The sequence below is a fragment of the Micromonospora sp. NPDC005237 genome (genome assembly GCF_040607775.1).
Classification (GTDB): domain Bacteria; phylum Actinomycetota; class Actinomycetes; order Mycobacteriales; family Micromonosporaceae; genus Micromonospora.
Window position 1 is genome coordinate 179,903 of record NZ_JBEXHJ010000002.1, and the last position, 25,169, is coordinate 205,071.

Below are 25,169 nucleotides of genomic sequence, written 5' to 3' on the forward strand. Positions count from 1 at the left end.
CTACGGCGGACGGGCGCGGCCGGTCCACGTCGGGTTCTCATTCGCTCGTCCATCCGTACCGGTACAACGAGGCAACCCTCCGACCGGACGCCCGATGGCGCGATGGTCAGCGGCGGCGAGCTCGCCCGCCGCGGGAGCGCTTACTGGCAGCCGGCCGGGCCGGACCGACCATCCGCTCACGGACGATCTCCACCACGGTCGTGGGCGGGTCGATCACCCCGACACCACAGAGGTGTACGGCGGCTTCCCCGCCACCGAGTCGCGCCACGACGTCGGCGTGCTCCTCGATCTCCGCAGCGGCGGACGATCCCTTGAGCGCCAGCAGCCGCCCACCCCGCGCGGCCAGTGGGAGGCACCAGGTCGCCAACCGGTCCAGCGGTGCGACCGCGCGGGCCGTCACCACGTCGCCGCTGATCGGTTCCCGGCCACTCGATCCGCTGGCGGCTTCGTCGGCGCGGCCGCGGAACACCCGTACCGACCTGGTCAGGCCGAGCCGCTCAACGACCTCGATCAGGAACGACGTCCGCCGAGCCAGCGGTTCGATCAGGGTGACCGTCAGGTCGGGGCGCGCGATGGCCAGCACCAGACCGGGCAGACCGGCGCCGGAGCCCACGTCGAGCACGCTCGCCCCGGTCGGAATGCGTTCGACCACCGCGGCGCAGTTGAGGAGATGACGGTCCCAGATCCGCGGCGCCTCGCGCGGGCCGATCAGACCGCGGACCACACCGTCGGTGGCCAGGATTTCGGCGTACGCGGCGGCCAGGTCGAGCCGGTCACCGAAGAGGGTCAGTGCGGCCGGGGCCAGCTCGGGCGGCAGCGCGACGTCCGACGGCGACGGTGTGCCGTCGGCCGAGGCGGCCGGTGGCGCCGAACCGTCGGCCGAGAGAGCCGAGGACGGGCCGGCGGCAGCCTCGTCGTACCCCGTCGGGTCGGTGTCGGCAGTGGCACGCCGGACAGCGGACGGCCCGGACGGCGTGCCGCCCGGGCCGGTCACGGCGTCAGCCGTGGTGTCGTCGTGGGTCACCCGGTCAGTCCGCCGGTCGCACGACGATGCGCCGGTTGGGCTCTACGCCCTCCGACTCGCTCTCCACGCCGGACATGGCGTTGACGACGTCGTGGACGCACTTGCGCTCGAACGCGGACATCGCCTCCAGGCGCACCGGCTCGCCGTACTCCTTGACCTTCTCGACGGCGTTCTTGGCGACGGCGGCGAGTTCCTTGCGGCGGTTCGCCCGGTAGCCGCCGACGTCGAGCAGCAGGCGGCTCGGCGTACCGGTCTGCCGGAAGACGGCGAGCCGGGTCAGCTCCTGGAGCGCCTCCAGGGTGGCGCCGCGCTGGCCGACCAGGTTCTGCAGTCGAGCACCGACCACCTCGACCACCGGACGGCCGCCAGCGACCAGCTCGTCGATGTCGCCGTCGTAGTCGAGGATGTCGAGCAGCCCCTCGACGTAGTCGGCCGCGATCTCGCTCTGCCGGAACAGGTCGGACTCGCCCACGGCCTTCTTCTCACGACCACCGGCGGCGGCCTCGGTGTCGTCGCCGTCGGCCTCGGTCTCGTCGTCCTCGGTGTCGTCGCCGTCCACCGCGAGCGTCGCGGTCTCCTCCTCGTCCAGGGACTGCTCGGCGCGGGGGATGCTGGTCTCGGTCACGGTCTCATCTCCGTACTCGCTCGGCCGGACCGTCGGGTCCGCTGGTTTCCCGGGGGCCGGCGGGAGGTCGCCGGTGCCCACGGGCACGTCTGTACGGGCAGTGTCGCCCGTGACCGCGTCGTGCGCGGTCGGTTCCGCCCGGCGCCGGCCGTACGGCGGCTGCGCGGTGCGGGGTCGGGCCGCCGCCGGTTGCCCGGCGACGCCCCTACGGGATTCAGCCCTGCCGCTTGGCCGGGCGGCTCTTCTTCGGGTTGGCCGGCTTGGCGCCCGGCTTCGGGCCCGCCACCTTCGGCGCGGTCGCCTTGACCGGGGCCGTGGGGGCGGCCTTGCCGCGCCCGAACAGGCCGCCCGACTTGGCGGGCTGCACCGGGTTGCGAGTGGCCGCGGGGGCGGTGGCCTTCTTGGCGGTCACCGGCGGCGGGAACTTCCGCAGCACCCACTGCTGCTGCCCGAGGGTGAAGAGGTTGTTCGTGACCCAGTAGATGATCACACCGATCGGGAAGATCGAGCCGGAGATCAACAGCGAGGCTGGGATGCCGTAGAGCATCAGCCGCTGGATCATCCGCTGCTGCGGGTCCTCAGCCCACCCGGTCTTGAGGATCATCTGACGGCTGGTCAGGTAGGTGGTCGCGATCATGACCAGGACCAGGATACCGGCGATGATCTTGACCGTGGTGCCGTTGGCGCCGAGACGGGCCAGCTCGTCGGCGCTGGAGCCGAACTTGCCGGCGATCGGGGCGGTGAACAGCTTGGCGTTCGACGCGCTGTCGAACTGTTCGACCGTCCAGCCGTAGAGGGTCTTGCTCTGCTTGGCCGGGTCGAGGCGGCGCAGCACGTGGAAGAGGCCGAGGAAGACGGGGATCTGGAGGAACATCGGAAGGCAGCCCATGAGCGGGTTGGCCTTTTCCTTCCGGTAGAGCTCCATCATTTCCTTCTGGAGCGTCTCCCGGTCACCCTTGTGCTTCTCCTGCAGCTCCTTGACCTTGGGCTGCAGTGCCTGCATCGCCCGCTGAGACTTGATCTGCTTGACGAAGACCGGGAACAGGATCACCCGGACGGAGACCACCAGGAAGACGATGGCCAGGATCCAGGCGAAGTTGGTGCCGATCACCGCGTCGATGGGCACCCCGATGGCGTCCCAGGCGGAGTGCCAGGTCAGCAGGATCCACGAAATCGCGTAGTAGATCCAGTCGAGACTCAATTCGGTGCTCCAGTCACATCGGCACGGCGGCGACCGCCCGGCTCCGGCACCGGGTCATGTCCACCAGGGTGGAAGGGGTGGCAGCGCAACAGCCGCCGGACCGCCAGCGCGGCTCCCCGGAGCGCGCCGTGCCGGGCCACCGCCTCCTGGGCGTACGCACTGCACGACGGGTAGAACCGACAGCGAGCCGGCAGTGCCGGACTTATCCACCGACGGTACGCGATGATGGGCGCGATCAGCACCCTGGCACCGGTTGACGTCGGGCGCGGGGCGGTCGGGTCGGTGCTCACCGGGACCGCCTCTCCCGGGGGGTGCGGGCAACCGCGATGGCGGAGTCCAGATCCGCGGCGAGCCGGGGATACGACGCCTCGGCCGCGGCGGGCAGCGCCCGGACGACAAGGGTGCTGCCGGCGGGCAGCGCGTCCAGCCGCTCCCGGACCAACGCCCGCAGTCGACGCCGGACCTTGTTGCGGACCACCGCGTTTCCGACGGCCTTGGATACGACGAAGCCGGCGCGGGCCGGAGCGGAGGGCTGCTCCGCAACGGTGTCCCGCGCCGGCTCCGGCGAGGTCGTTGTGCTGGTCCCGGTGGCCGACGGCATGGTCAGGTGGACCACGACCGCGCCTCGGCCGACGCGACGGCCACCGCGAACCGCTGCGGCGAAGTCAGTGCTACGCCGCAGTCGCTGTGCGGCGGCCAGCACGACTGCCCACGTCCCCCGGACCGGCCCGGTCGGCTCAGGCCGACAGGGTGGTGCGACCCTTGGCGCGGCGGCTCGAGAGGATGGCACGGCCGGCACGGGTGCGCATGCGCAGCCGGAAGCCGTGGGTCTTCGCGCGCCGGCGGTTGTTCGGCTGGTAGGTGCGCTTGCTCACGTCAGGCTCTCCGTTTTCGTACGCGCCCCGCGCGACGGGATCGCCGGGGTCGTGGGGTGGTCCAGGCCACCTCGACGGTGGCCACCGATCGGTGCTGCCCTGCGGAGCCGAACCTCGGCGGTGCGGGGATGCGACCGCGGACAGCAAGCACCCATCACCCTAGCAGAGGACGAGAGAGCAGCCGCTCCAGCCTACGCAGGGGTGCAATGACCGTCAAACACCCACAGCGGGGGACATCGGGACGCGCCCGGGACCGAAGGGGCGGTTTTCGCTGATGCCGACAAGGCCGCTGCCGCGTCGCCGGTTGATGGGGCAGGGACAACGCTGTTACCGTGCCCGATTGCGGTGAGCGTCGGAAGCTCCGGTCGTCGCGCGCAGGCAAGACCGGACACGCTGGTGAATCGTTCGGCACGGTGAACCCGCTTCAGCGCACGTCCAGGCAGGGGGCAGGTCCCACCCGCGCCCGGCGGGCGGCCACAATCGGTCGGTACACAGGCTGTGGATAACCTGTGGACGACCGCTGGTCAGCTGTCCGGGTGGGTGTTGTTCCACCCGCGCACGCGGCGGGCCCGGGACGGCCGGCTGGCAGACAGCGGCGGCCGGGAGCAGAGGCGAGGGGGTGGCACGACGGTGGCCGGTACGACCGACCTTGCCGCGGTGTGGTTGGCGGCGACCGACGAGCTCGCCGACGAGATCATCTCTGCCCAGCAACGTGCCTACCTCCGGCTGACCCGGCTCCGGGCGATCGTCGAGGACACCGCGCTGCTCTCCGTACCGGACGCGTTCACCCGGGACGTGATCGAGTCGCGGCTCCGCCCGGCGATCACCGAGGCGCTGACCCGCCGGCTCGGCCGGCCGATCCAGGTGGCCGTGACCGTGCGGGTGGCCGAGGACGCCACCGGGCGCCCTGCCGGCACCGTCTACCGCAGCACCCCCGAGCCGGGGCTGCTCGATGTCGAGGATCCGCCGTCCGCCCCGCTCGGCGACGAGTACACCGGGCGAGGTGTGGCCGATGAGGCCATCGGTGAGCAGGAGCGCCCACCCGCGAGCGCCGTACCGCCGGCGCCGGCGGGTCCGCCTCCCGCGTCGGCCGTCGACGGGCACCGGTCCGGCCTGATCCCCGCCAGCCGGGACGGGCAGGAGGCCCTCTTCAGCGCGGCCTTCGTGGAGCCGATGCGGTCGCCCCGACCGGCGCCCGAGCGGCGCGGGTACGACGAACAGGCGGCCCGCCTCGACCCGCCCGGCCCCGACACCCGGCCGTACGAGCCCCGCTACTCCGAGGGCGCCGCGTCCCCCCGGGACCAGCACGTGATCCGTTCGCTGCCCCGTGACGGTGCGACGGACAGCGGTCCGGGCCGCAGTGGGATGGAACACCGCGCGGGCGGCCGCGACGACCGCCGACTGCCCGGCACCGACACCGGCGGCAACCGGCTGAACCCGAAGTACATGTTCGAGACGTTCGTCATCGGCTCGTCCAACCGCTTCGCCCACGCCGCGAGCGTGGCGGTGGCGGAGTCACCGGCCAAGGCGTACAACCCGCTGTTCATCTACGGGCATTCCGGGCTGGGCAAGACGCACCTGCTGCACGCCATCGGGCACTACGCCACGACGCTCGGCAACGCCCGGTCGGTGCGGTACGTCTCGACCGAGGAGTTCACCAACGACTTCATCAACTCGCTGCGGGACGACAAGACCAGCGCGTTCCAGCGGCGCTACCGCGACGTCGACATCCTGTTGATCGACGACATCCAGTTCCTGGAGAACCGCGAGCGTACGCAGGAGGAGTTCTTCCACACCTTCAACACCCTGCACAACGCCAACAAGCAGATCGTGATCACCTCCGACCGGTCGCCGCGCCAGCTCGCCACCCTCGAGGACCGGATGCGAACCCGGTTCGAGTGGGGGCTGCTGGCCGACATCCAGCCACCAGACCTGGAGACCCGGATCGCGATCCTGCAGAAGAAGGCGGCGCAGGAGCGGATGTACGCCCCGCCGGACGTGTTGGAGTTCATCGCTTCCCGGGTGTCGAACTCGATCCGGGAGCTGGAGGGCGCGCTGATCCGGGTGACCGCGTTCGCGAGCCTGACCCGGTCGACCGTCGAGCTGTCGCTGGCCGAGGAGGTGCTTCGGGACTTCATGCCCGACGGCGCCGGCCCGGAGATCAACGCCGACCAGATCATGGCCTCGACCGCCGACTACTTCGGGGTGAGCCTGGAGGACCTGCGCGGCCAGTCGAGGTCGAGGGTGCTCGTCAACGCCCGCCAGGTGGCCATGTACCTGTGTCGGGAGCTGACCGAGTTGTCGCTGCCCCGGATCGGGCAGGCGTTCGGCGGCCGGGACCACACCACGGTCATGCACGCGGACCGCAAGATCCGCCAGCAAATGGCCGAGCGGCGTTCGCTCTACAACCAGATCGCCGAGCTGACCAACCGGATCAAGCAGAACACCTGAGGGGTACGTCGCACGACGCGGCGGACACGCCCGGCCGGAGATCCGGCCGGGCGTTCTTTTTTCGTTCCCGGCGGGGCCTCGGCTCGCCTCCCGGGCGGCTTCGGCTTGACCCTCGACATGGTGCAGACCACAGGATCGACGCCGTGTCCACCTTGATACTCACTCGTTGTCCACAGCTCGTTATCCACCGTCGGTGGATAACTACGGTCCGTCCTCCGCCAGTTACCCACAGGCTGTGGAGAAACCCTGTGTACGACGCTGTGGACGGCTGGGGACAACGACGAGGTTGTCCACCGATGATCGTCGACCTGTGTACGAGCTGTTGAAGGTTCTGGGGACAACAGCAATGGTGATCTTCTCGGTCGTCCACAGGCATGGGGAGAAAGTCGGTGGATTACCGGTGGACAACCGGTGGACAACGGTGGACAACCGGCCGTCGTCGCCGGGCTGTGGACAACCGAGGCAGTTGTACCCCCGGTTCTCCACAGCCAACTCACCGGTGGATAACCTGTCTGAGCTGCGCAGACCCGAGTTCTCCACAGTTTGCACAGGTGCGATGAAGACGATGGGTTATCTCTTCTAAGAGAACAAAAACCAATCATCACCGTTGGGCTTTCTGTGGATCGGGCCGAACGTTGCCGGACAGGCCGGTCAGCATCGACACGATCCACGGGGTCGGGCGCACAGCCGATGTCCCCGCGCCCTAAGGTGCGATGGGTACCCGCACGGTCGGGCGGGACGGTAGGCAGCGGTCGGCATGAGAGAGTTGTCGCTGACGTCGACGCGGAGGCATTGATGAAGTTCCGAGTGGAGCGCGACGCGCTCGCCGAGGCCGTGGCGTGGACCGCGAAGAGCCTGCCGAACCGGCCATCCGTACCGGTGCTCGCCGGGGTGATGCTCCGCGTCACCGACGGCAACCTGCGGGTCTCCGGTTTCGACTACGAGGTTTCCAGTCAGGTGACCGTCGAGGTGCAGGGTGACGCCGACGGCGCCGCGCTGGTCTCCGGCCGCCTGCTCGCCGAGATCACCAAGGCGCTGCCGGCCAAGCCGGTCGACATCGCCGCGGTCGGCGCCCACCTCGAGCTGGTCTGCGGCAGCGCCCGGTTCACCCTGCCCACCATGCCGGTGGAGGACTACCCCGCCCTGCCCGAGATGCCGCAGAGCGCCGGCACCGTCGACGCCGCGGCGTTCGCCACAGCGGTCTCCCAGGTGGCCATCGCCGCCGGCCGGGACGAGACGCTGCCGATGATGACCGGCGTCCGCGTCGAGCTCTCCGGCAACACGCTGTCGATGCTCGCCACCGACCGGTACCGGCTGGCCTTGCGCGAGATCCAGTGGCGGCCCGACGACCCTGAGGTCAGCATCAACGCCCTGGTCCCGGCCCGCACCCTGAACGACACCGCCAAGGCGCTCGGCCCGCTGGGCGGCGAGGTCACCCTCGCCCTCGCTCAGGGCGCGGCGGGCGAGGGCATGGTCGGCCTCGCCGGCGGCACCCGTCGCACCACCAGCCGGCTCCTCGACGGCGCCAACTACCCGCCGGTGCGCTCGCTCTTCCCGGCCACCCACAACGCCGAGGCCCGGGTGTCGGTCAGCACCCTGATCGAGGTCGTCAAGCGGGTCGCCCTGGTGGCCGAGCGCACCACCCCGGTGCTGCTCAGCTTCAGCGCCGACGGGCTGGTGGTCGAGGCCGGCGGCTCCGAGGAGGCACGGGCGAGCGAGGCGATGGAGGCCACCTTCACCGGTGACGCGCTGACCATCGGCTTCAACCCGCAGTACCTCATCGACGGCCTGGCGAACCTGGGCTCGCAGACCGCCGTGCTGTCGTTCGTCGACGCCTTCAAACCCGCGGTGATCTCACCCGCCGGCGAGGATGGCGAGGCCATTCCGGGGTATCGGTACCTCATCATGCCGATCCGCGTGTCTCGCTGATCGCGCCCAGCAACACCCAGATCCACGGAGGTAGGAACAAATGCAGCTCGGCCTGGTAGGACTCGGCCGGATGGGCGGCAACATGCGCGAGCGGTTGCGGGCTGCCGGCCACGAGGTGGTCGGGTTCGATCACAACCCGCAGCTGAGCGACGCGGCAAGCCTCGTCGAGCTGGCGCAGAAGCTGGAATCGCCGCGGGCGGTCTGGGTCATGGTGCCCGCCGGCGTCACCGACGCCACAATCGACGAACTCGCCGGGGTGCTCGGCGACGGCGACATCATCATCGACGGCGGCAACTCCCGCTTCAGCGACGACGCTCCCCGGGCCGAGCGGCTGAACGAGCGCGGCATCGGCTACGTGGACGTCGGCGTCTCCGGGGGCGTCTGGGGCCGGCAGAACGGCTACGGGCTGATGGTCGGCGGCGCCCAGGAGCACGTCGACCGGCTCATGCCGATCTTCCAAGCGCTCAAGCCGGAGGGTGAGTTCGGTTTCGTGCACGCCGGCCCCGTCGGCGCCGGGCACTACTCGAAGATGGTGCACAACGGCATCGAGTACGGCCTCATGCACGCCTACGCCGAGGGCTACGAGCTGTTGACCGCCTCCGAGCTGGTGACCAACGTCCCGGGCGTGTTCAAGTCCTGGCGCGAGGGCACCGTGGTCCGCTCCTGGCTGCTCGACCTGCTGGACCGGGCCCTCGACGAGGACCCGGAGCTGGCCGACCTGAGCGGCTACACCGAGGACACCGGCGAGGGTCGCTGGACCGTCGACGAGGCGGTCCGGCTCGCCGTCCCGCTGAACGTCATCACCGCCTCCCTGTTCGCCCGGTTCGCCTCCCGGCAGGACGACTCACCCGCCATGAAGGCCGTCGCCGCGCTGCGCCAGCAGTTCGGCGGCCACGCCGTCCACAAGCGCTGAGCGGTATCCACACCCTGTGTACGTCCAGCGGCTGGAACTGGTCGACTTCCGCTCGTACGAGCGGGTCGCCGTCGACCTCCAGCCGGGGGCGAACGTCCTGATCGGCGCCAACGGCGTCGGCAAGACCAACCTCGTCGAGGCGCTCGGCTACGTGGCGACCCTGGATTCGCACCGGGTCGCCACGGACGCGCCGCTGGTCCGGATGGGCGCCACCTCGGCGGTGATCCGCTGCGCGGTAATCCACGACGGCCGGGAACTCCTCGTTGAGCTGGAGATCGTGCCGGGCCGGGCCAACCGGGCGCGGCTGGGCCGCTCCCCGGCGCGCCGGGCGCGGGACGTGCTCGGCGCCCTGCGACTGGTGCTCTTCGCGCCGGAGGACCTGGAGCTGGTCCGCGGCGATCCGGCCGAGCGCCGTCGCTACCTGGACGACCTCCTCGTCAACCGGCAACCCCGCTATGCGGGAGTACGGGCCGACTACGAGCGGGTCGTCAAGCAGCGCAACGCTCTGCTGCGTACCGCGTACCTCGCCCGCAAGACCGGCGGCTCCCGGGGCGGCGACCTCGGCACCCTCGCCGTCTGGGACACCCACCTGGCCCAGCACGGCGCGGAGCTGCTCGCCGGGCGGCTGGAGCTGGTCGCCGCGCTCACCCCGCACGTCGCCAAGGCGTACGACGCGGTGGCCGCCGGGCGGGGTGCGGCCGGTATCGCCTACCGGCCGTCGATCGAGCTGGCCGAGCCGACCACCGACCGGGCCACGCTGGCCGAGGCGCTGACGACCGCGCTCGCCGCCTCCCGCACCGCCGAGATCGAACGGGGAACCACCCTCGTCGGCCCGCACCGCGACGAGCTGGCCCTGTCCCTCGGTCCGCTCCCCGCCAAGGGGTACGCCAGCCACGGCGAGTCCTGGTCCTTCGCGCTCGCCCTGCGGCTGGCCGGGTACGACCTGCTGCGCGCCGACGGTATCGAGCCGGTCCTGGTGCTCGACGACGTCTTCGCCGAGCTGGACACCGGGCGCCGGGAGCGGCTGGCGGAGCTGGTCGGCGGGGCGAGTCAGCTGCTGGTCACCTGCGCCGTGGACGACGACGTGCCGGCCGCGCTGCGCGGCACCCGCTACCAGGTCGGCGAGGGGACGGTACGACGTGTCGGATGAACCGGACGCCAGGCGGTCAGGCGCCAACCGCACCGGCAGCGGCCGGCAGGCCGGTGACGCCGCGAACGCGCGTACCGCACGGTCGGGAGCGACCGGAGACGGCGCCGGCGGTCCGGTCGTGGCCGGAAGCGGCGCGGCCGGTGTCGACGGCGGCGGGCCGGCGGACGGTGCGACCGGGCCGGAGCTGGCCCGGGCGGTGCTCGACGCGGCGCTGTCCCGCCGGCAGGCGGCGCGCACCCGGCGTACCCCCGGGAGCGGCGCGGACGGCGCCAGCGGCTCGGGACGGCGGCTGCGTGGCTACTCGGGCCCCGGCCCCGACCCGCGCGACCCGCAACCCCTCAGCGCCGTGCTGAACCGGTTGGTCAAGGCGCGCGGCTGGCAGCAGCCCGCCGCCGAGGCCACCGTGTTCGGCGCCTGGGAGCGGGTGGTCGGCGCCGAGGTCGCCCAGCACAGCCGGCCGGTCAAGCTGGAGAACGGCGAACTGACCGTGGAGGCGCGCTCGACGGCCTGGGCGACCCAACTGCGGCTGCTCGCCGGCTCGCTGCTCAAGCAGATCGCCCAGGAGGTCGGGCACAACGTGGTGCGCAAGCTGCACATCCACGGCCCGGCCGCGCCGTCCTGGCAGAAGGGGCCGCGCCGGGTGCGCGGTCGGGGGCCGCGCGACACGTACGGCTGAGCCCGGCCCTCTCAGCGCCGCCGGTCGGCTTCGCGGGCCGCCCGCTTGCGCTCGCGCTGCTCCTGGGTGTAGCGCTTGCGCTCGGCCAGGTCGCGTTTCCACGCCTCGCGGGCCTCGGCCGAGCCACCCTGCACGGCGCCCGCGACCCCGTCGGCCGGGCCGGCGAGGTTCCGGAACGTCCACCGCATCAGGCGACCACCCTCGCCCGGCGTCCTGTTCGCCGTGCCGTCCTCGCTCATCCGCAGTCCCTCCACGCGATCAGTTGCCACACCAATGATTGGCACACCAACGATCGCTACGATAGTCAGCATGCAGTCAGCGAGCAACCGATGAGCGGGCAGCCGGAGGGCGTCGATCCGTTGGCGCTGGAGCAACAGGTCTGCTTCGCCCTGTCGGTCGCCGCACGCAGCGTGGTGGCCGTCTACCGGCCGCTGCTGGAACCGATGGGGCTGACCCACCCGCAGTACCTGGTGATGCTGGCGCTGTGGCAGGACGCGCCGCTGTCCGGCCGCGACCTCAGCCGCCTGCTGCAGCTCGACCCGGGCACCCTGTCGCCCCTGCTCAGGCGGCTCGAAGCAGCCGGCTACCTGCGCCGGGAACGCGACGCCGCCGACGAGCGCAGCCTCGCCGTCACCCTCACCGCCACCGGTGCCGCGCTGCGCGCCCAGGCCGAGCGGATCCCGGCCGCGATCGTGCAACGCCTCGGGCTGCCCGTCGAGGACCTGCAGCACCTGCACGCGGTGCTCACGCAGGTGATCGCGGCGGCCAACCGGCCCGGCGGCGACCCGGCCGCCCCGCAGAGCGGGACGGCCGCTCAGGCGTCGGCGTAGACGGCGAAGCCGCGCTCGGCGCAGCGTCGGTAGAACGCCGCCAGCACGCCCAGCTCCGCACAGGTGAAGTTCCACTGCGGCGGATCACCGCGCTCGTCGCGCAGCGCGTCGAGTCGGGTCTCCAGCCAGCGCAGCTGCTGCTCGGCCAACCGGCCGTCGCCGAGCAGCGCCCGCAGCACCGTGCTCACCGAGTCGAAGGTGACCGTCTCGCCGTACTCCCGGTGGCCGGCCACGAACCGCTCGATGCCGCCGGCGATCCAGGCGCAGCCGTCCGGGTCGATCACCGGATCCTCGTCCTCGGCGGCGGCGTCTGTGGCATACAACACACCTTCGAGGCCGAGCAGAAGATCCACCAGCTCGGTGTACGCGGTCGCCCGGACGGTGCCGGTCTTCGCGATCAGCTCGGCCAGCGCCGCCGTCGGCGCGGAGATCCGTGGCAGGTCGACGATCTCGCCGAAGTCGACGAACTCGGCCGGCGCCACCGGATCGTAGAAGCGGCCGGTCCGCGGCCAGTGCACCGCGACGTTGTCCAGCCCCATCTGTCACCTCTTAGAGAGCACGTGTCGGGTCGATCGGGTCGATCGTCCCGGTTCCGGCCGGTAAAGATCAAGGCCGCTTCCGGGGCGCCGCAAACGTACGGCACGGACGGTCTGGCCGCGACCCCCGACCCGCCCGAGCGCGGGTCAACCCGTCCGGGGGCGGCGCGTCCGATCAAAGCCTGGCGTGTGGGGGGAGTCGAGGGTAATGGGGTTCTGCCGGCTACGGACATCTCAGCCGCCTCGTTGAGGGTGCCGAGTGGTGGTTCTGTCCTCCGCGCACAGTAGGATTGACAGTGAGACGAAGACCCGGTGCGGGGCGAGGGACGGGGCCGGTGGCCCCAGCATCATTCTCCACTCCGGGTTGAGCCGATCGCGATCCGCGGGCAACCGCGGCGACCGGCGCGTTCGACCCGCTGTCCGGAGGTCTCGGGCACCGGTCCACGCGTCGACGTCGCGTCCTGTCCGCCGAACCCGCGCCCGACGCGCCCTCCCGGCGCCGACGACGCGAGAAAGTGGCCGAGGGTGGCAGCGCAGGACAAGCAGGAGTACGGCGCAGAGTCGATCACCGTTCTCGAGGGGCTGGAGGCGGTTCGCAAGCGGCCCGGTATGTACATCGGGTCCACCGGCGAACGCGGTCTGCATCACCTCGTCTGGGAGGTCGTCGACAACGCGGTCGACGAGGCGCTGGCCGGATACTGCGACACCATCGACGTGGTGCTGCTCGCCGACGGCGGCGTCCGGGTCACCGACAACGGCCGAGGCTTCCCCGTCGACCTGCACCCGAAGCTGAAGAAGCCGGGTGTCGAGGTCGCGCTGACCATCCTGCACGCCGGCGGCAAGTTCGACGGCAAGGCGTACGCGGTCTCCGGCGGTCTGCACGGCGTGGGCGTCTCCGTCGTGAACGCGCTCTCCACGCGGATGTTCGTCGAGATCCACAAGTCCGGCTCCGTGTGGCGGCAGCACTACACCAACTCCAAGCCGAGCCCGCTGGAGAAGGGCGAGACCACCGACCGCACCGGTTCGGCGGTCTCCTTCTGGCCGGACCCCGACGTCTTCGAGACGGTCGACTTCGACTTCCAGACCATCTACCGGCGCCTGCAGGAGATGGCCTTCCTCAACCGCGCCCTGCGCATCCACCTGCTCGACGAGCGGGTGGCCGAGGAGGAGGACGGCCGGCAGCGCGAGGTCACCTTCTTCTACGAGGGCGGCATCGCCGACTTCGTCCGGCACCTTAACGCCTCCAAGAACCCGATCCACAAGACGGTGGTCGAGTTCGAGGCCGAGGAGGAGGGCATGTCGGTTGAGATCGCCATGCAGTGGAACGAGTCGTACGGCGAGTCGGTCTACACCTTCGCCAACACGATCAACACCCACGAGGGCGGCACTCACGAGGAGGGCTTCCGGTCCGCGCTGACCAGCGTGGTGAACCGGTACGGCACCGACAAGAAGCTGCTCAAGGGCGACGAGAAGCTCTCCGGCGAGGACATCCGGGAAGGGCTCGCGGCGATCATCTCGGTCAAGCTGGCCAACCCGCAGTTCGAGGGCCAGACCAAGACCAAGCTCGGCAACACCCCGGTGAAGAGCTTCGTGCAGCGGGTCTGCAACGACCGACTGGTCGACTGGTTCGACCGCAACCCGGCCGAAGCCAAGATGATCATCACGAAGGCGTCCCAGGCGGCCCGTGCCCGGATCGCCGCGCAGCAGGCGCGCAAGCTGGCCCGGCGCAAGTCGCTGTTGGAGTCCGGCTCGATGCCGGGCAAGCTGGCCGACTGCCAGTCGACCGACCCCCGCGAGTCCGAGGTGTTCATCGTCGAGGGTGACTCGGCCGGTGGCTCGGCCAAGCAGGGCCGCGACCCGCGGACCCAGGCGATCCTGCCGATCCGCGGCAAGATCCTCAACGTGGAGAAGGCCCGGATCGACCGGGTCCTGAAGAACAACGAGGTCCAGGCGCTGATCACCGCGCTGGGCACCGGCATCCACGACGACTTCGACATGGAGAAGCTGCGCTACCACAAGGTGGTGCTGATGGCCGACGCGGACGTCGACGGCCAGCACATCCAGACGCTGCTGCTCACCCTGCTGTTCCGCTTCATGCGTCCACTGGTCGAGCTGGGCCACGTCTACCTGGCCGCTCCGCCGCTCTACAAGATCAAGTGGAACAAGAAGGGCGACGACGCGCAGTACGCCTACTCCGACCGCGAGCGGGACGGGCTCATCGCGCTGCGTCAGCAGAAGAAGCCGAACGCCAAGCCGGACGACATCCAGCGCTTCAAGGGCCTCGGCGAGATGAACTATCCCGAGCTGTGGGAAACCACGATGAATCCGGCGACGCGTACCCTGCGTCAGGTCACGCTCGACGACGCCGCAACCGCGGACGAGTTGTTCAGCGTCCTGATGGGTGAGGACGTCGAGGCGCGCCGGTCGTTCATCCAGCGCAACGCCAAGGACGTGCGGTTCCTGGATATCTGACGGACCTCGGCGGGCCGGTCGGGCACCACCCGGCCGGTTCGCCGGTCCACAGAGTTATCCACAGCTTGGTCGGTATCCACAGCCGTTATCCACAGTACGAAAACGACTCTGAGTCTGATAAGGGTATACAGTGACCGATTCCCCCGAGTCCACACCGAACGAGCCCGAGGTTCCCGCCGAGGCACTCGCCGCCGTGGTCGCGCACGACCGGATCGAGCCGGTCGGGCTCGAGGTGGAGATGCAGCGCTCCTACCTCGACTACGCGATGAGCGTGATCGTCGGGCGCGCGCTGCCGGACGTCCGGGACGGGCTCAAGCCGGTCCACCGCAAGATCCTCTACGCGATGTTCGACTCCGGCTACCGGCCGGACCGCGGCTACGTGAAGTGCTCCCGGGTCGTCGGCGACGTGATGGGTCAGTTCCACCCGCACGGCGACTCGGCGATCTACGACGCGCTGGTCCGGATGGCGCAGCCCTGGTCGCTGCGCTACCCACTGGTCGACGGCAACGGCAACTTCGGCTCGCCGGGTAATGATCCGGCTGCGGCGATGCGTTACTGTATTTCGGGAAATGTCCGTATTCGTACTGCCGATGGTAGCGTGCGGATCGCGGACATGGTGGCGGACGCCGCGCCGTCCAGCGAAACCGACATCGACCTGAAGGTCCGCGACCGCAACGGCGACCTGGTCCGCGCCTCGAAGTTCTTCCACTCCGGCGAGCACCCCACCCTGCGGCTGCGGACCCGCGAGGGGTACGAGCTGACTGGCACCCACAACCACCCGGTGCTCTGCCTGGTGGACGTCGCCGGCGTGCCGACCCTGCTCTGGAAGCTGCTCGCCGAGATCTCCCCCGGCGACCGGGTGGTCCTCCAGCGCAGCGTGCCGGACGAGATCGGCTACCCGATGCTGGAGCACGTCGAGGCTGCTGTCCTCGCCGGTGCTTTCGTCAGCGAGGGCTGGGTCTCCCCGAACCGGGCCGGGTTCAACAACGTCGACCGGGAGTTCTTCGTCCGGGTTCTCGCGGCCTACGACCTTGCGGTGGGGGGTCCGCGTTACGCCAGCGAGCGGGTCATCGCCTCCGGCAGCACTCTGCACGAACTCGACGTGCAGGACCTCAGCGCGCTGCGGACGAGCCTTCTCGGCGACCTTGTGGGCGCTCGTAGCGCCGCGAAGTTCGTTCCCGAGTTCGTCTGGCAGGGGCCGGCCGCGGTCAAGCGGGCGTTCCTCCAGGCGCTGTTCGAGGGTGACGGCTCGTCGTCGCTGCTGCCGCGCAACACCATGCAGATCTCGTACTCGACCCGCAGCGAGCGCCTGGCGGCCGAGGTCCAGCAGCTGCTGCTGGAGTTCGGTGTGATCAGCCGGCAGACCCGCTACGACAATGGCGAGATCAAGGTCGTGATGACCAACCGTCGCGACGCCCGAATCTTCGCCGCGCACGTCGGGTTCCTCGGTCGGAAGCAGGCCAAGTTGGAGGCCGAGCTGGCCCAGGTGCCGGCGAGCAGCACGGCGCTCTCCAGCGACCACGTGCCGTTGGTCGCCGACTTCATCCGTGAGCACGGCGCGCAGCGCTGGACGGAGCGGGACTGGCTGCGCCGGCACAACGTGGACCGGGTCGAGCGGTGGGAACGCGACCGCGACGAGATCGCGTCCCGGATCACCAACTCCGAGGTGCTCGACGTGGTCGAGCCGTTGGTCGACGGGCGGTTCTACTACGCCGAGGTGGCGCAGATCACGGACGCCGGCGTGCAGCCGGTCTACAGCGTCCGGGTGGACACCGACGACCACTCGTTCGTCTCGGACGGGTTCGTCAGCCACAACACCGAGTGCAAGCTCGACCCCCTCGCGATGGAGATGCTGCGGGACATCGACGAGGACACCGTCGACCTGCAGGACAACTACGACGGCCGGGCCAAGGAGCCCACGATCCTGCCGTCGCGGATCCCCAACCTGCTGGTGAACGGCTCCGAGGGCATCGCGGTCGGCATGGCCACCAAGATCCCGCCGCACAACCTGCGGGAGATCGGCGCGGCGGTGCAGTGGTGCCTGGAGCACCCTGAGGAGGACGAGGAGACCACCCTCGAAGCCCTGCTCGGCATCGTCAAGGGCCCGGACTTCCCGACCCACGGCCTGATCGTCGGCACGACCGCCATCCAGGACGCGTACCGCACGGGTCGTGGTTCGATCCGGATGCGGGCCGTGGTGGAGGTCGAGGAGGACAAGCGGGGTCGGCCCTGCCTGGTCGTCAGCGAGCTGCCCTACCAGGTCAACCCGGACAACCTGGCCGAGCGGATCGCTGAGCTGATCAAGGAGGGCAAGCTCGCCGGCATCGCCGACATCCGCGACGAGTCCTCCGGGCGTACGGGCATGCGGATCGTGCTGGTGCTCAAGCGCGACGCGGTCGCCAAGGTGGTGCTGAACAACCTCTACAAGCACACCCAGCTCCAGGAGACCTTCGGCGCCAACATGCTGGCGCTGGTCGACGGGGTGCCGCGCACGCTCAACCTGGCCCAGTTCATCCGCTACTACGTCGAGCACCAGATCGACGTGATCCGCCGGCGGACCGCGTTCCGGCTGCGCAAGGCCGAGGAGCGGGCGCACATCCTGCGCGGTCTGGGCAAGGCACTGGACGCGCTGGACGAGGTGATCGCCCTGATCCGGCGCTCGCCGACCGTGGACGACGCCCGGCAGGGCCTGATCCGGCTGCTGGAGATCGACGAGATCCAGGCGACCGCGATCCTGGACATGCAGCTGCGCCGCCTCGCCGCCCTGGAGCGGCAGCGGATCGTCGACGACCTGGCCAAGCTCGAAATCGAGATCGCCGACCTCAAGGACATCCTCGCCAAGCCGGAGCGGCAGCGCCGGATCGTCTCGGAGGAGCTGGGCGAGATCGTCGCCAAGTGGGGCGACGAGCGGCGTACGCAGATCATTCCGTTCGACGGCGAGGTCTCGATGGAGGACCTCATCGCCCGGGAGGACGTGGTCGTCACGATCACCCGGACGGGGTACGCCAAGCGGACCAAGGTCGATCTGTACCGCTCGCAGCGGCGCGGCGGCAAGGGCGTCAGTGGCGCCACGCTGCGGCAGGACGACATAGTGAGCCACTTCTTCGTATGCTCGACGCACGACTGGATCCTGTTCTTCACGAACAAGGGTCGGGTGTACCGGGCCAAGGCGTACGAGTTGCCGGAGGCCAGTAGGGTAGCCAAGGGCCAACACGTGGCCAATCTGCTCGCCTTCCTACCTGACGAGCAGATCGCGCAGATCATCGAAATCCCGAACTACCAGGTAGCCCCCTATCTGGTACTGGCCACGAAGAACGGCCTGGTGAAGAAGACGCGGCTCGAGGAGTTCGACTCCAACCGTTCCGGCGGAATCATCGCGATCAACCTGCGCGATGAGGACGAGCTGGTCGGTGCTGCGCTGGTGGCGCCGGAGAACGACCTGCTACTGGTCTCCAAGAAGGCGCAGGCGATCCGGTTCAACGCCTCCGACGAGGCGCTGCGGCCGATGGGCCGGGCCACCTCGGGCGTGATCGGCATGCGCTTCACGGACGACGACGTCCTGCTCGCCATGGAGGTCGTTCGGGACGGTTTGGACGTCCTGGTGGCCACGAACGGGGGATACGCGAAACGTACCCCGATCGAGGAATACCCGGTGCAGGGCCGGGGAGGTAAGGGCGTGCTGACTGCGAAGATCACCGAACGGCGCGGTGGTCTGGTCGGTGCCGTGGTGATCGACCCAGACGACGAGTTGTTCGCGATCACCAGCAACGGTGGTGTCATCCGGACTCCGGTGAAGCCTGTACGCCGTACGCGTGACCGGAACACAATGGGGGTCAAGCTGATGGACCTCCCGGACGGCGTGACTATCGTGGCGATTGCTCGCAATGCCGACGAGCCTGACGAACAGGACTAGTTGAATGACGGAGACACAGGCGAAGTCGGGGAACACGGGGACCTCGGCCAACCCGGTCGACGAGGAGGCCGCCAAGGGCGGCACACCAGCGACCGGCCGCGCGGCCGTGGGCCGGGCCACGGTTCCCGCCGACGCGCCTGCCCCGAAATTCACCCGGGCTCCCGGCATGACACCTCCACCGGAGCAGCCCGGCGAGGACGGGGGATCGGGCGACGCCAAGGCCGAGACGTCGGCTGTCGAGGCACCGACGTCCGCCGGGGTGGCCCCCCCGGCGGCCGCCCCGACCCCGGCTCGGCCGACGACCACCCAGCCGATCAACACCCGGCCCGGTCAGGCGACATCGACCGGGGCCACCGGCACCCAGCCGCGGATCACGCCGGGCATGACCCAGCCCGACTCGGGGCGTACGGCCGCTGGCGGTCGCCCCGCGAGCGGTGGTGGCCTGCCGCCGGGGATCGGCAACGCGTCGGCCGTCGGGGCCGCTCGCGTCGGTGAGGCGGTACGCGCCGCGCGTACCTCGGTCAGCTCGGCGGCGTCCCGCGGACCGCGCCGGGCCCGGCTGAACCTCAAGCGGATCGACCCCTGGTCCGTGATGAAGTTCGCGTTCGCCGTCTCGGTGGTGCTGTTCATCGTCGTGGTGGTCGCCACGTCGGTGCTCTACCTGGCGCTGGACGCGATGGGCGTGTTCCAGAGCGTCAACGACAGCCTCAGCGACCTGGTCAACGCGGGCGGTGGGCAGAGCACCAACGGGTTCCAGATCACCGCCAAGGGTGTGATCCTCAGCTCGGCGCTGATCGGCCTGGTCAACGTGGTGCTGTTCACCGCGCTGGCCACGCTGGGAGCGTTCGTCTACAACGTCTGCGCCGACCTGGTCGGCGGGATCGAGCTGACGCTCGCCGAGCGGGACTGAGTGTGACCGGGGCGCCGGGGCACCGCGGAATGCGGTCGCTCCGGCGCCCCGTACTCGGTTAGGTTTTGCAGGCGGCGACGGCCCGGCTCGCAGGTTCGGACCCCGATTTGGGGCCGGCAGAGCGGATGGGTTAATCTTGCTCGTCGCAACGCGGGGCTATAGCTCAGTCGGTTAGAGCGCAGAGCTGATAACTCTGAGGTCGATGGTTCGATTCCATCTAGCCCCACCGCACATCGTCCGACGCTAGTCGAGCGCGAGGGGTCGCCCCATGTTCAAGAAGCTGCTGATCCTGGCCGGCGTCGTCGGCGTGGCTGCCGTCGTCTTCAACAAGGTCAAGGCCGCCAACGACGAGCGTGCCCTGTGGCACGAGGCGACCACCGCGCCCGACCTGCGCTGACGTCCGGCCCGCGGCGAGCGACGCACCGCCGCCGCAGCCGCTCACGGGGCCCTAGCTCAACTGGCAGAGCACTGCCTTTGCAAGGCAGGGGTTAGGGGTTCGAGTCCCCTGGGCTCCACCATCACTTCCCCCTCGGCCCCGCGCCCCGAGTCTCGTGGTCGTGGACCGAGCGGTGCTGATCGTTGACGCATGAGCGGCATGACACGCCGAGCGTCGAGCTGCTGCGCTGTCAACGATCTGAGCCGGCGACTCCCGCGTCACCGCGGAACGGACTCCTGACCAACCAGCATGACGTCGTTGAACGCCAACGCGCCCGGCCCGACGAAGTGTCGGACCGGGCGCGTCAGATCGAGCTACGCCACGAAGCGGGAGCGGCGTCGCCGTGCGAGCACGAAGCTCGCGCCACCGACGAGCAGGAGCGCACCGCCGATGCCGGCCACGGTCGCGGTGTCGGCACCGGTCAGCGGCAGTCCGCCGCCCTCGCCGCCGGCAGCGACCGGGCTCGTGGAGGTGGCCGCGGTCGGAGCGACGGTCGTCGTGGCGCTCGGAGTCGGAGTGGGCTGCGACGAGGCCGTCGTCGTCGGCGTCGGGGTGGGCTGCGACGCGCAGTCGAGCGCACGCGCGGCGTACAGGCCCTCGTTCAGGTAGGCCAGGTAGCCATCGGTGGTCGCGTCGTCGAGCGTCGTCTGCGCGGCCTTCTTCACCTTGGGGCCGGCGCCGGTCAACGTCTGGTCCACCTTGACCCGCAGATTCACCGACCAGACGGTCTGCACGTCCTTCTTGAGGAATGCGCGGAGATCGTCCGAGCTGCCATCGAGTTTCTTCTGAATGACGTCAGGCAGGGTGGGCAGGGACTCGGTGTTCGCGGCGTACAGGATCTGGGCCGTCAGCACCCGGAGCTGGGTGGTGGTGGCGGTGTCCAGGTCGATGGTGAAGAGCTCGCGGATGTCCTTGTACGTCTTGCGCTCGACCGTCTGGCAGGTTTCGTTGAGCCCGGGCGACCCGGTCTGCGCCACCGCCGGTGCCGCCGGAACCATAAAGGCCAGCGCTATTGCCACGCCGGCCGGGATCTTCCATCGCATGTGGATTTTTTTCCCCGTTGTAGATCAAAGACTGGGGATATTACCGTCGTCTGGGGATTGGCAAGGCCCCGGAAGGCTCGCTCACTGACCGCTTCGGCAATTGCCTGTCGGGTCGGGCAGCGCACTTGTCATGATCCGCGGATGGATGAGCAACCAACCCCCGTCACCGTGCACATCTACTGTCGGGTCGAGGTCGTCGTGACCGACCCCGCAGCGGTCACCGGCCACACGATCGCCGACCTGCGTGCGGCCGACATCGACTGGTCCGAAGAGGCGGACGATCTCGAGACGGCCGTCGAGGAACTACGGTCGGACCTCGCCACCTCCCTGGCAGCCGTGGTGGACATCAGCCAGCTCGGTGACGGCATACCGGGCGTGGAGTTTCGCGGTGGTCTGTGTTGGGCCGAACAGGGGCCGGCCCGGGACCCGTTCCGTGCCGAAGAGCGGTGACGGAGGGCGTCAGAAGCGGGAGCGCCGTCGGCGGTCCAACCGCTGAAAGCGCGGACCGGCCCAGAGCCAGAAGAGCGACGCCGTCAATCCAGTGGCCCCCATGGCGACGATCACGCCTCGGGGCAGCTCGGTGTTGACCGGCATCGGCATGCAGTTGGCCGGGGTGTAGTCGACTGTCAGTCGCTGGTACAGCGGGGGTAGCCGCCGCTCGGGGAACGACCGCTCGTAGATGCCGCAGGTGGTCGGCCCGTCGGCCGTGTCGACGCGTACCAGCACGTAGGGGCCTTGGGCGGTCTGGGCCGGTTCCACCGCGACCACCGTCGCCGGCATCAGCACGCCGGCCGGTGGGGGCGGCTCGCGGTCGTCGGTGACACCCATCAGTACCAGCAGGCTGCACGGCAGTAGCAGCGCCAGCGGTAGGGCCGGCCAGGCCTTCGGACGAGTTCCATTGGCCAAGAACGACGGCATGGCGTCAGGCTAGTCAGCGAGATCAATGAGGTTGCCCGGCCCACTGCCAATCCCACCCGCTCGCCGGATCCACCGTTCAGGAGGGCGGGGCGAGCGACGCGGTCTCGCCGCGCGCGAGGGTGCGTACCTGCTTGACCCAGCCCCGGCGGCGGGCCTCGTCGACGAAGTGCGCCAGCGGGGAGCGGAAGACAGCCGGAACTCGCGCCGCCCGCCGCGTTCCACGTCGATCATCGTGCCCATCACGTCGGGCAGCAGCCGGTCCAGCGCGCCGGGGCCGTGCTTGCCGGGCATCGAGGTCAGCCGCAGGGTCGTACCGTCGCGGTGCAGCTCTCGTGACGACCAGGTCGGCAGGCCCTCGGCGGCGTGGAAGCCCCAGCGGCGCAGCTTGCGTTCGGCGACGGGCGTGGTGACGATGGGCAGCTCCCGGTCCAGCTCCCGGCGGGCCACCCGGTCGAAGTGGTCGCCGTGCAGGTGGGACAGGACCACGGCGTCCAGGTGGGGAAGCTGGGCGATCCGCAGCGCAGGGTCCGTGCGTCGGCGCGACCACAGACCCTTTCCGAGGTACGCCCGCTGACCGCGGTGCAGGAAGTTCGGATCGGTCAGCAGGGTGAACCCGCCGATCCGCAGCACTGTCGTCGCGGTGCCGATGAACGTCACCTGTGGATGCTCGGCCATCGTGCCCACCTCCCCCGGCTCCGGTACCCCAGCCGGTCCCGCTCAAGCGTCAGCCGTCCGTGGCCGTCCCCTCGGTCCCGGGAGTGGGCTGCGCGAGGTCGGGTCGTGCCGACGGAAGGTGCTCCACCAGTCTGGTGAGCGCGCCGTTGGCGAAGGTGGCACCGAGCGCCGATCCGGCGCCGATGGTCCAGCCCACCGGGCCGAGCGGCGTGCACCCGAAGAACTGACTCAGCCCCGGCGTCTGCACCACCACGACCAGCACTCCCAGCGACGCCGCCGTGGACGCCAGCACGGCCGGGCTGGTGCCGCCGGCCAGGATGGTCTGGCCGAGCTGGGTGCCGACCAGGGAGATGAGGGCGACGGTTCCGGCCCGCTGCCGGCGGCCGGTGTACCGGGCCAACGTCCAGTCGGCGGTCGCGAGTGCAGCGATCCGTACAGCCAAGCGGTCACGCTGTCCTCTCGCCCAGCACACTCGTGCCAGCCACGCTTGACCGCAGGTTCCCATCCCTGGAGTCTGTGCCGGTGGGCGAGACCGGGGAGTGCGCGGTGACGGTCGACGACGGCGCGCGTCTCTGGACACTGAGTTCCGGACCCGCCGGTGGATCGCCCGTTGTCCTCTGCCATGGAGGGCCCGGGCTCTGGGACTACCTCGGCCCGATTCCAGCCATGTTGGATCCGGCCCATCATGTCCATCGGTACGACCAGCGAGGCTGCGGCCGCTCGACCGGACCGCATGACTACAGGCTCGACCGGGCACTCGCCGACCTCGATGCCCTACGTCGACACTGGGGTTATGACCGATGGACGGTCTTCGGCCACTCGTGGGGAGCCACTCTCGTCCTCGCATACGCCTGGACATATCCCGAACACGTGCAGGCGGTGATCTACTGCGGCGGGGTTGGGCCGGGGACGGCGTGGCGGGCGCCGTACCACGCAGAAGTCGCCAACCGCCTCACCGCCGGACAGCAGGAACGCCGTGATGAGCTGGAGCGCCGGAAGCGGAGCTGGGAGGAGGAAGTCGAGTTCCGCATGCTGTGCTGGCTACCGGACTATGCCGACCCGTCGAGGGCCGAGGTGTGGGCGAGGGCCGCTGCGTCGGCCCCCTTTGAGATCAACTGGCAGGCCAACCGAGCACTTGCGTCCGGCCTGCCCGACGTGACCACGCTCGCCGGGAAGGTGACCGCTCCGACTCTGATAATCCATGGTGAGCAAGACCCACGACCACTGGCCAACACCCGAAGACTCCTCGACATCCTCCCCGGTGCCACGCTCGCCACCATCCCCGAGGCGGGACATTTCCCGTGGCTCGAGGACCCCACAGCCGTCTCGACCCGACTGAATGCCTTCCTGTCGGCGCACGGATAGTGATCTTCGACCTTCAAACTGGCGCCCCAAGACCGTCAATCAAAAAGCCTGCCGAGCAGGGCAGACTGGCCGGCGGCGAGGACGTGTCCTTGCGCCAGAGGCAGCCAGTACAGCTCGAAGCGGATCGGCTTGTCGGTGCCATCGGCGTGTTCCTCAACGATCCACCGCTTCGGAACCTCGGCGTCCTCGACGGATAGCTGAAAGAAATGCCGCACATGAACCGCATCGACGTACGGACGCATGTCCCACTCTGCTGCCCCCAGGTACCGCTCGATGCGTAGTCCGTGCAGGCCGGTTTCCTCAGATGCCTCGCGCAGCACAGCCTGTTCAGGTAGCTCGCCATAACGAACGGTGCCCGCAGGAACCTGGAGGCCGGATTGATCGAACTGTCCGTCGTCGGCATGGACGAATACCAGCAGCCGATCCTCGCGGACGATGTAGGCCACAACCTTCTGCGGTCGCTTCACTGGCAGAGCCTTTCCCATGATCGCGCTCAAGCGGCGGCTGCGGCGATCGCCTCCGCCACGCACTCGTAGTCCTTTGCCTCCTGGCACCTCAACAGGCAATGTCCATGCGGATCGGCGTGGTGGGCTGGGCGCTCACCGCGTTGCACGTGTGCGGCGCGCGGCGACGTAGCGGCGCATCTTCTCCGCGGTTCCGCAGTCGTCCATGCTGCACCAGCGGCGACTGCGGTTCTTGCTCTCGTCGATGAAGATGAAGCGACAGCCTCCGCATCCTTTGATTCGGTCCAGCGCCCCCGCGGTGAGCAGTTGGACCGCCGCGTGCACAACGGGCCGTAGCGGCCGGGCAAGCGTCCGGTCCTCCCGCCAGGCCCACACGAACGTGCTCCCACGCTCAAGTTGTGCGTGGCCGAGCGCGTCTGCTTCGTCGTCCCGCAACTGGGCCAGCGCACGCGCGCTCGGACTCTTTCCGGCGGCCAGCGGTCGGAACACCTCGTCGAGGTTGTCGCGGGTTCGCAGCGTTCGCGCGAAGGCGGCGCGAGCGCCGTCTGGATCGTTGCGAGACAGCCGGTGCAACGCTGCCGTCTCGGTGTCGGTGAGGGCGCCCGCGTACGCGCCCCAGGCGACCAGCTCGGGATAGCCGGTGAGCACGTCGTCGTCCGAGGGTCCGCCGGGTGGACCGGTGCGGGTGTTGATGAAGTCCAGGGCGAGATTGCCGCCCACCAGGTGCATCCGCTTGACGCCCTCAACTGTTTCCATCAAAGCC

25 protein-coding genes, 2 tRNA genes and 1 pseudogene are annotated in these 25,169 nt (G+C 69.8%); 14 read left to right on the forward strand and 14 right to left on the reverse strand.

The window, feature by feature from the left end; translation table 11 throughout:
- Window positions 1–106 precede the first annotated feature (106 nt).
- The 6 genes from rsmG to rpmH all read right to left on the reverse strand — a co-directional run bounded on the left by rsmG (window position 107) and on the right by rpmH (window position 3,725).
- Entirely contained in the window at window positions 107–817 is a 711-nt protein-coding gene (gene rsmG, locus ABZT87_RS05710) for a 16S rRNA (guanine(527)-N(7))-methyltransferase RsmG (protein ID WP_355134584.1), read from the reverse strand.
- Window positions 818–1,028: 211 nt separating this feature from the next.
- Window positions 1,029–1,649 carry a R3H domain-containing nucleic acid-binding protein gene (locus tag ABZT87_RS05715; protein ID WP_355063344.1) on the reverse strand — a complete coding sequence of 207 codons (621 nt, stop codon included), beginning with the start codon at window positions 1,647–1,649 and terminating at the stop codon, window positions 1,029–1,031.
- Between the two features lie 214 nt (window positions 1,650–1,863).
- Window positions 1,864–2,850: a membrane protein insertase YidC gene (gene yidC / locus ABZT87_RS05720; protein ID WP_354854835.1), complete on the reverse strand. Its 987-nt coding sequence runs from the start codon at window positions 2,848–2,850 to the stop codon at window positions 1,864–1,866.
- Entirely contained in the window at window positions 2,847–3,140 is a 294-nt protein-coding gene (yidD, locus tag ABZT87_RS05725; protein WP_354854837.1) for a membrane protein insertion efficiency factor YidD, read from the reverse strand. Before yidD ends, yidC begins: the two co-directional genes overlap by 4 nt.
- Window positions 3,137–3,553 (reverse strand): ribonuclease P protein component, encoded by a 417-nt coding sequence (gene rnpA / locus ABZT87_RS05730; protein WP_354854839.1) that lies wholly within the window; start codon window positions 3,551–3,553, stop codon window positions 3,137–3,139. Before rnpA ends, yidD begins: the two co-directional genes overlap by 4 nt.
- Window positions 3,554–3,587: 34 nt before the next feature.
- Complete coding sequence (rpmH, locus tag ABZT87_RS05735; RefSeq protein WP_007453904.1) at window positions 3,588–3,725, reverse strand: 50S ribosomal protein L34; 138 nt, start codon at window positions 3,723–3,725, stop codon at window positions 3,588–3,590.
- Between the two features lie 630 nt (window positions 3,726–4,355).
- Between rpmH and dnaA the strand changes: the two genes are divergently transcribed.
- From dnaA to ABZT87_RS05760, 5 genes are all read left to right on the forward strand, one after another.
- Window positions 4,356–6,176, forward strand: coding sequence for a chromosomal replication initiator protein DnaA (gene dnaA, locus ABZT87_RS05740; RefSeq protein WP_355133899.1), 1,821 nt, complete (start codon window positions 4,356–4,358; stop codon window positions 6,174–6,176).
- 795 nt (window positions 6,177–6,971) lie between these two features.
- Entirely contained in the window at window positions 6,972–8,105 is a 1,134-nt protein-coding gene (gene dnaN / locus ABZT87_RS05745; protein WP_355133901.1) for a DNA polymerase III subunit beta, read from the forward strand.
- A gap of 40 nt (window positions 8,106–8,145) precedes the next feature.
- Window positions 8,146–9,018 (forward strand): phosphogluconate dehydrogenase (NAD(+)-dependent, decarboxylating), encoded by an 873-nt coding sequence (gene gnd / locus ABZT87_RS05750; RefSeq protein WP_355133903.1) that lies wholly within the window; start codon window positions 8,146–8,148, stop codon window positions 9,016–9,018.
- A gap of 16 nt (window positions 9,019–9,034) precedes the next feature.
- The gene (recF, locus tag ABZT87_RS05755) at window positions 9,035–10,168 is read left to right on the forward strand and encodes a DNA replication/repair protein RecF (RefSeq protein ID WP_355133905.1); all 1,134 of its coding nucleotides are present in this window, start codon (window positions 9,035–9,037) and stop codon (window positions 10,166–10,168) included.
- A gap of 118 nt (window positions 10,169–10,286) precedes the next feature.
- Window positions 10,287–10,844, forward strand: coding sequence for a DciA family protein (locus tag ABZT87_RS05760; RefSeq protein WP_355134586.1), 558 nt, complete (start codon window positions 10,287–10,289; stop codon window positions 10,842–10,844).
- Between the two features lie 11 nt (window positions 10,845–10,855).
- Here ABZT87_RS05760 and ABZT87_RS05765 read toward each other — a convergent pair whose 3' ends face one another.
- The gene (locus ABZT87_RS05765; RefSeq protein ID WP_354854848.1) at window positions 10,856–11,083 is read right to left on the reverse strand and encodes a hypothetical protein; all 228 of its coding nucleotides are present in this window, start codon (window positions 11,081–11,083) and stop codon (window positions 10,856–10,858) included.
- Window positions 11,084–11,173: 90 nt separating this feature from the next.
- Between ABZT87_RS05765 and ABZT87_RS05770 the strand changes: the two genes are divergently transcribed.
- Window positions 11,174–11,674 (forward strand): MarR family transcriptional regulator, encoded by a 501-nt coding sequence (locus ABZT87_RS05770; RefSeq protein WP_355133907.1) that lies wholly within the window; start codon window positions 11,174–11,176, stop codon window positions 11,672–11,674.
- Here the strand turns inward: ABZT87_RS05770 and ABZT87_RS05775 are convergent.
- Window positions 11,659–12,213, reverse strand: coding sequence for a hypothetical protein (locus tag ABZT87_RS05775; protein WP_234584449.1), 555 nt, complete (start codon window positions 12,211–12,213; stop codon window positions 11,659–11,661). The two genes, ABZT87_RS05770 and ABZT87_RS05775, sit on opposite strands and share 16 nt — an antisense overlap.
- A 522-nt stretch (window positions 12,214–12,735) precedes the next feature.
- Here ABZT87_RS05775 and gyrB point away from each other — a divergent pair.
- From gyrB to ABZT87_RS05805, 6 genes are all read left to right on the forward strand, one after another.
- Window positions 12,736–14,682: a DNA topoisomerase (ATP-hydrolyzing) subunit B gene (gene gyrB, locus ABZT87_RS05780; RefSeq protein WP_355133909.1), complete on the forward strand. Its 1,947-nt coding sequence runs from the start codon at window positions 12,736–12,738 to the stop codon at window positions 14,680–14,682.
- Window positions 14,683–14,812: 130 nt separating this feature from the next.
- The gene (gyrA, locus tag ABZT87_RS05785) at window positions 14,813–18,595 is read left to right on the forward strand and encodes an intein-containing DNA gyrase subunit A (RefSeq protein WP_355133911.1); all 3,783 of its coding nucleotides are present in this window, start codon (window positions 14,813–14,815) and stop codon (window positions 18,593–18,595) included.
- 4 nt (window positions 18,596–18,599) lie between these two features.
- The gene (locus ABZT87_RS05790; protein WP_355133913.1) at window positions 18,600–19,505 is read left to right on the forward strand and encodes a DUF3566 domain-containing protein; all 906 of its coding nucleotides are present in this window, start codon (window positions 18,600–18,602) and stop codon (window positions 19,503–19,505) included.
- 152 nt (window positions 19,506–19,657) lie between these two features.
- A tRNA-Ile gene (locus tag ABZT87_RS05795) sits at window positions 19,658–19,731 on the forward strand.
- A gap of 42 nt (window positions 19,732–19,773) precedes the next feature.
- Window positions 19,774–19,902 (forward strand): DLW-39 family protein, encoded by a 129-nt coding sequence (locus ABZT87_RS05800; RefSeq protein WP_007453934.1) that lies wholly within the window; start codon window positions 19,774–19,776, stop codon window positions 19,900–19,902.
- A gap of 45 nt (window positions 19,903–19,947) precedes the next feature.
- Window positions 19,948–20,023 (forward strand) — tRNA-Ala (locus ABZT87_RS05805).
- 232 nt (window positions 20,024–20,255) lie between these two features.
- Here the strand turns inward: ABZT87_RS05805 and ABZT87_RS05810 are convergent.
- Window positions 20,256–20,984, reverse strand: coding sequence for an LPXTG cell wall anchor domain-containing protein (locus ABZT87_RS05810; protein ID WP_355063329.1), 729 nt, complete (start codon window positions 20,982–20,984; stop codon window positions 20,256–20,258).
- Window positions 20,985–21,125: 141 nt separating this feature from the next.
- Between ABZT87_RS05810 and ABZT87_RS05815 the strand changes: the two genes are divergently transcribed.
- Complete coding sequence (locus ABZT87_RS05815; RefSeq protein ID WP_355133915.1) at window positions 21,126–21,434, forward strand: hypothetical protein; 309 nt, start codon at window positions 21,126–21,128, stop codon at window positions 21,432–21,434.
- A 9-nt stretch (window positions 21,435–21,443) separates the two neighbouring features.
- Here the strand turns inward: ABZT87_RS05815 and ABZT87_RS05820 are convergent, their stop codons facing one another.
- The 3 genes and pseudogenes from ABZT87_RS05820 to ABZT87_RS05830 all read right to left on the reverse strand — a co-directional run.
- Window positions 21,444–21,902 (reverse strand): hypothetical protein, encoded by a 459-nt coding sequence (locus tag ABZT87_RS05820; RefSeq protein WP_355133917.1) that lies wholly within the window; start codon window positions 21,900–21,902, stop codon window positions 21,444–21,446.
- A 9-nt stretch (window positions 21,903–21,911) separates the two neighbouring features.
- Window positions 21,912–22,577: an MBL fold metallo-hydrolase gene (locus tag ABZT87_RS05825; protein ID WP_355133919.1), complete on the reverse strand. Its 666-nt coding sequence runs from the start codon at window positions 22,575–22,577 to the stop codon at window positions 21,912–21,914.
- Window positions 22,578–22,626: 49 nt separating this feature from the next.
- Window positions 22,627–22,995: pseudogene (locus ABZT87_RS05830) on the reverse strand (cation transporting ATPase C-terminal domain-containing protein); the annotation flags it as partial.
- A gap of 128 nt (window positions 22,996–23,123) precedes the next feature.
- Here ABZT87_RS05830 and ABZT87_RS05835 point away from each other — a divergent pair.
- Window positions 23,124–23,942, forward strand: coding sequence for an alpha/beta fold hydrolase (locus ABZT87_RS05835; protein ID WP_355133921.1), 819 nt, complete (start codon window positions 23,124–23,126; stop codon window positions 23,940–23,942).
- Between the two features lie 35 nt (window positions 23,943–23,977).
- On the opposite strand, the gene ABZT87_RS05840 is transcribed toward ABZT87_RS05835, so the two are convergent.
- Entirely contained in the window at window positions 23,978–24,409 is a 432-nt protein-coding gene (locus tag ABZT87_RS05840) for an NUDIX domain-containing protein (protein ID WP_355133923.1), read from the reverse strand.
- 132 nt (window positions 24,410–24,541) lie between these two features.
- A complete protein-coding gene (locus tag ABZT87_RS05845) occupies window positions 24,542–25,162 on the reverse strand; it encodes an ABATE domain-containing protein (RefSeq protein ID WP_355133925.1) in 621 nt (206 codons plus the stop codon).
- Between the last annotated feature and the right edge of the window lie 7 nt (window positions 25,163–25,169).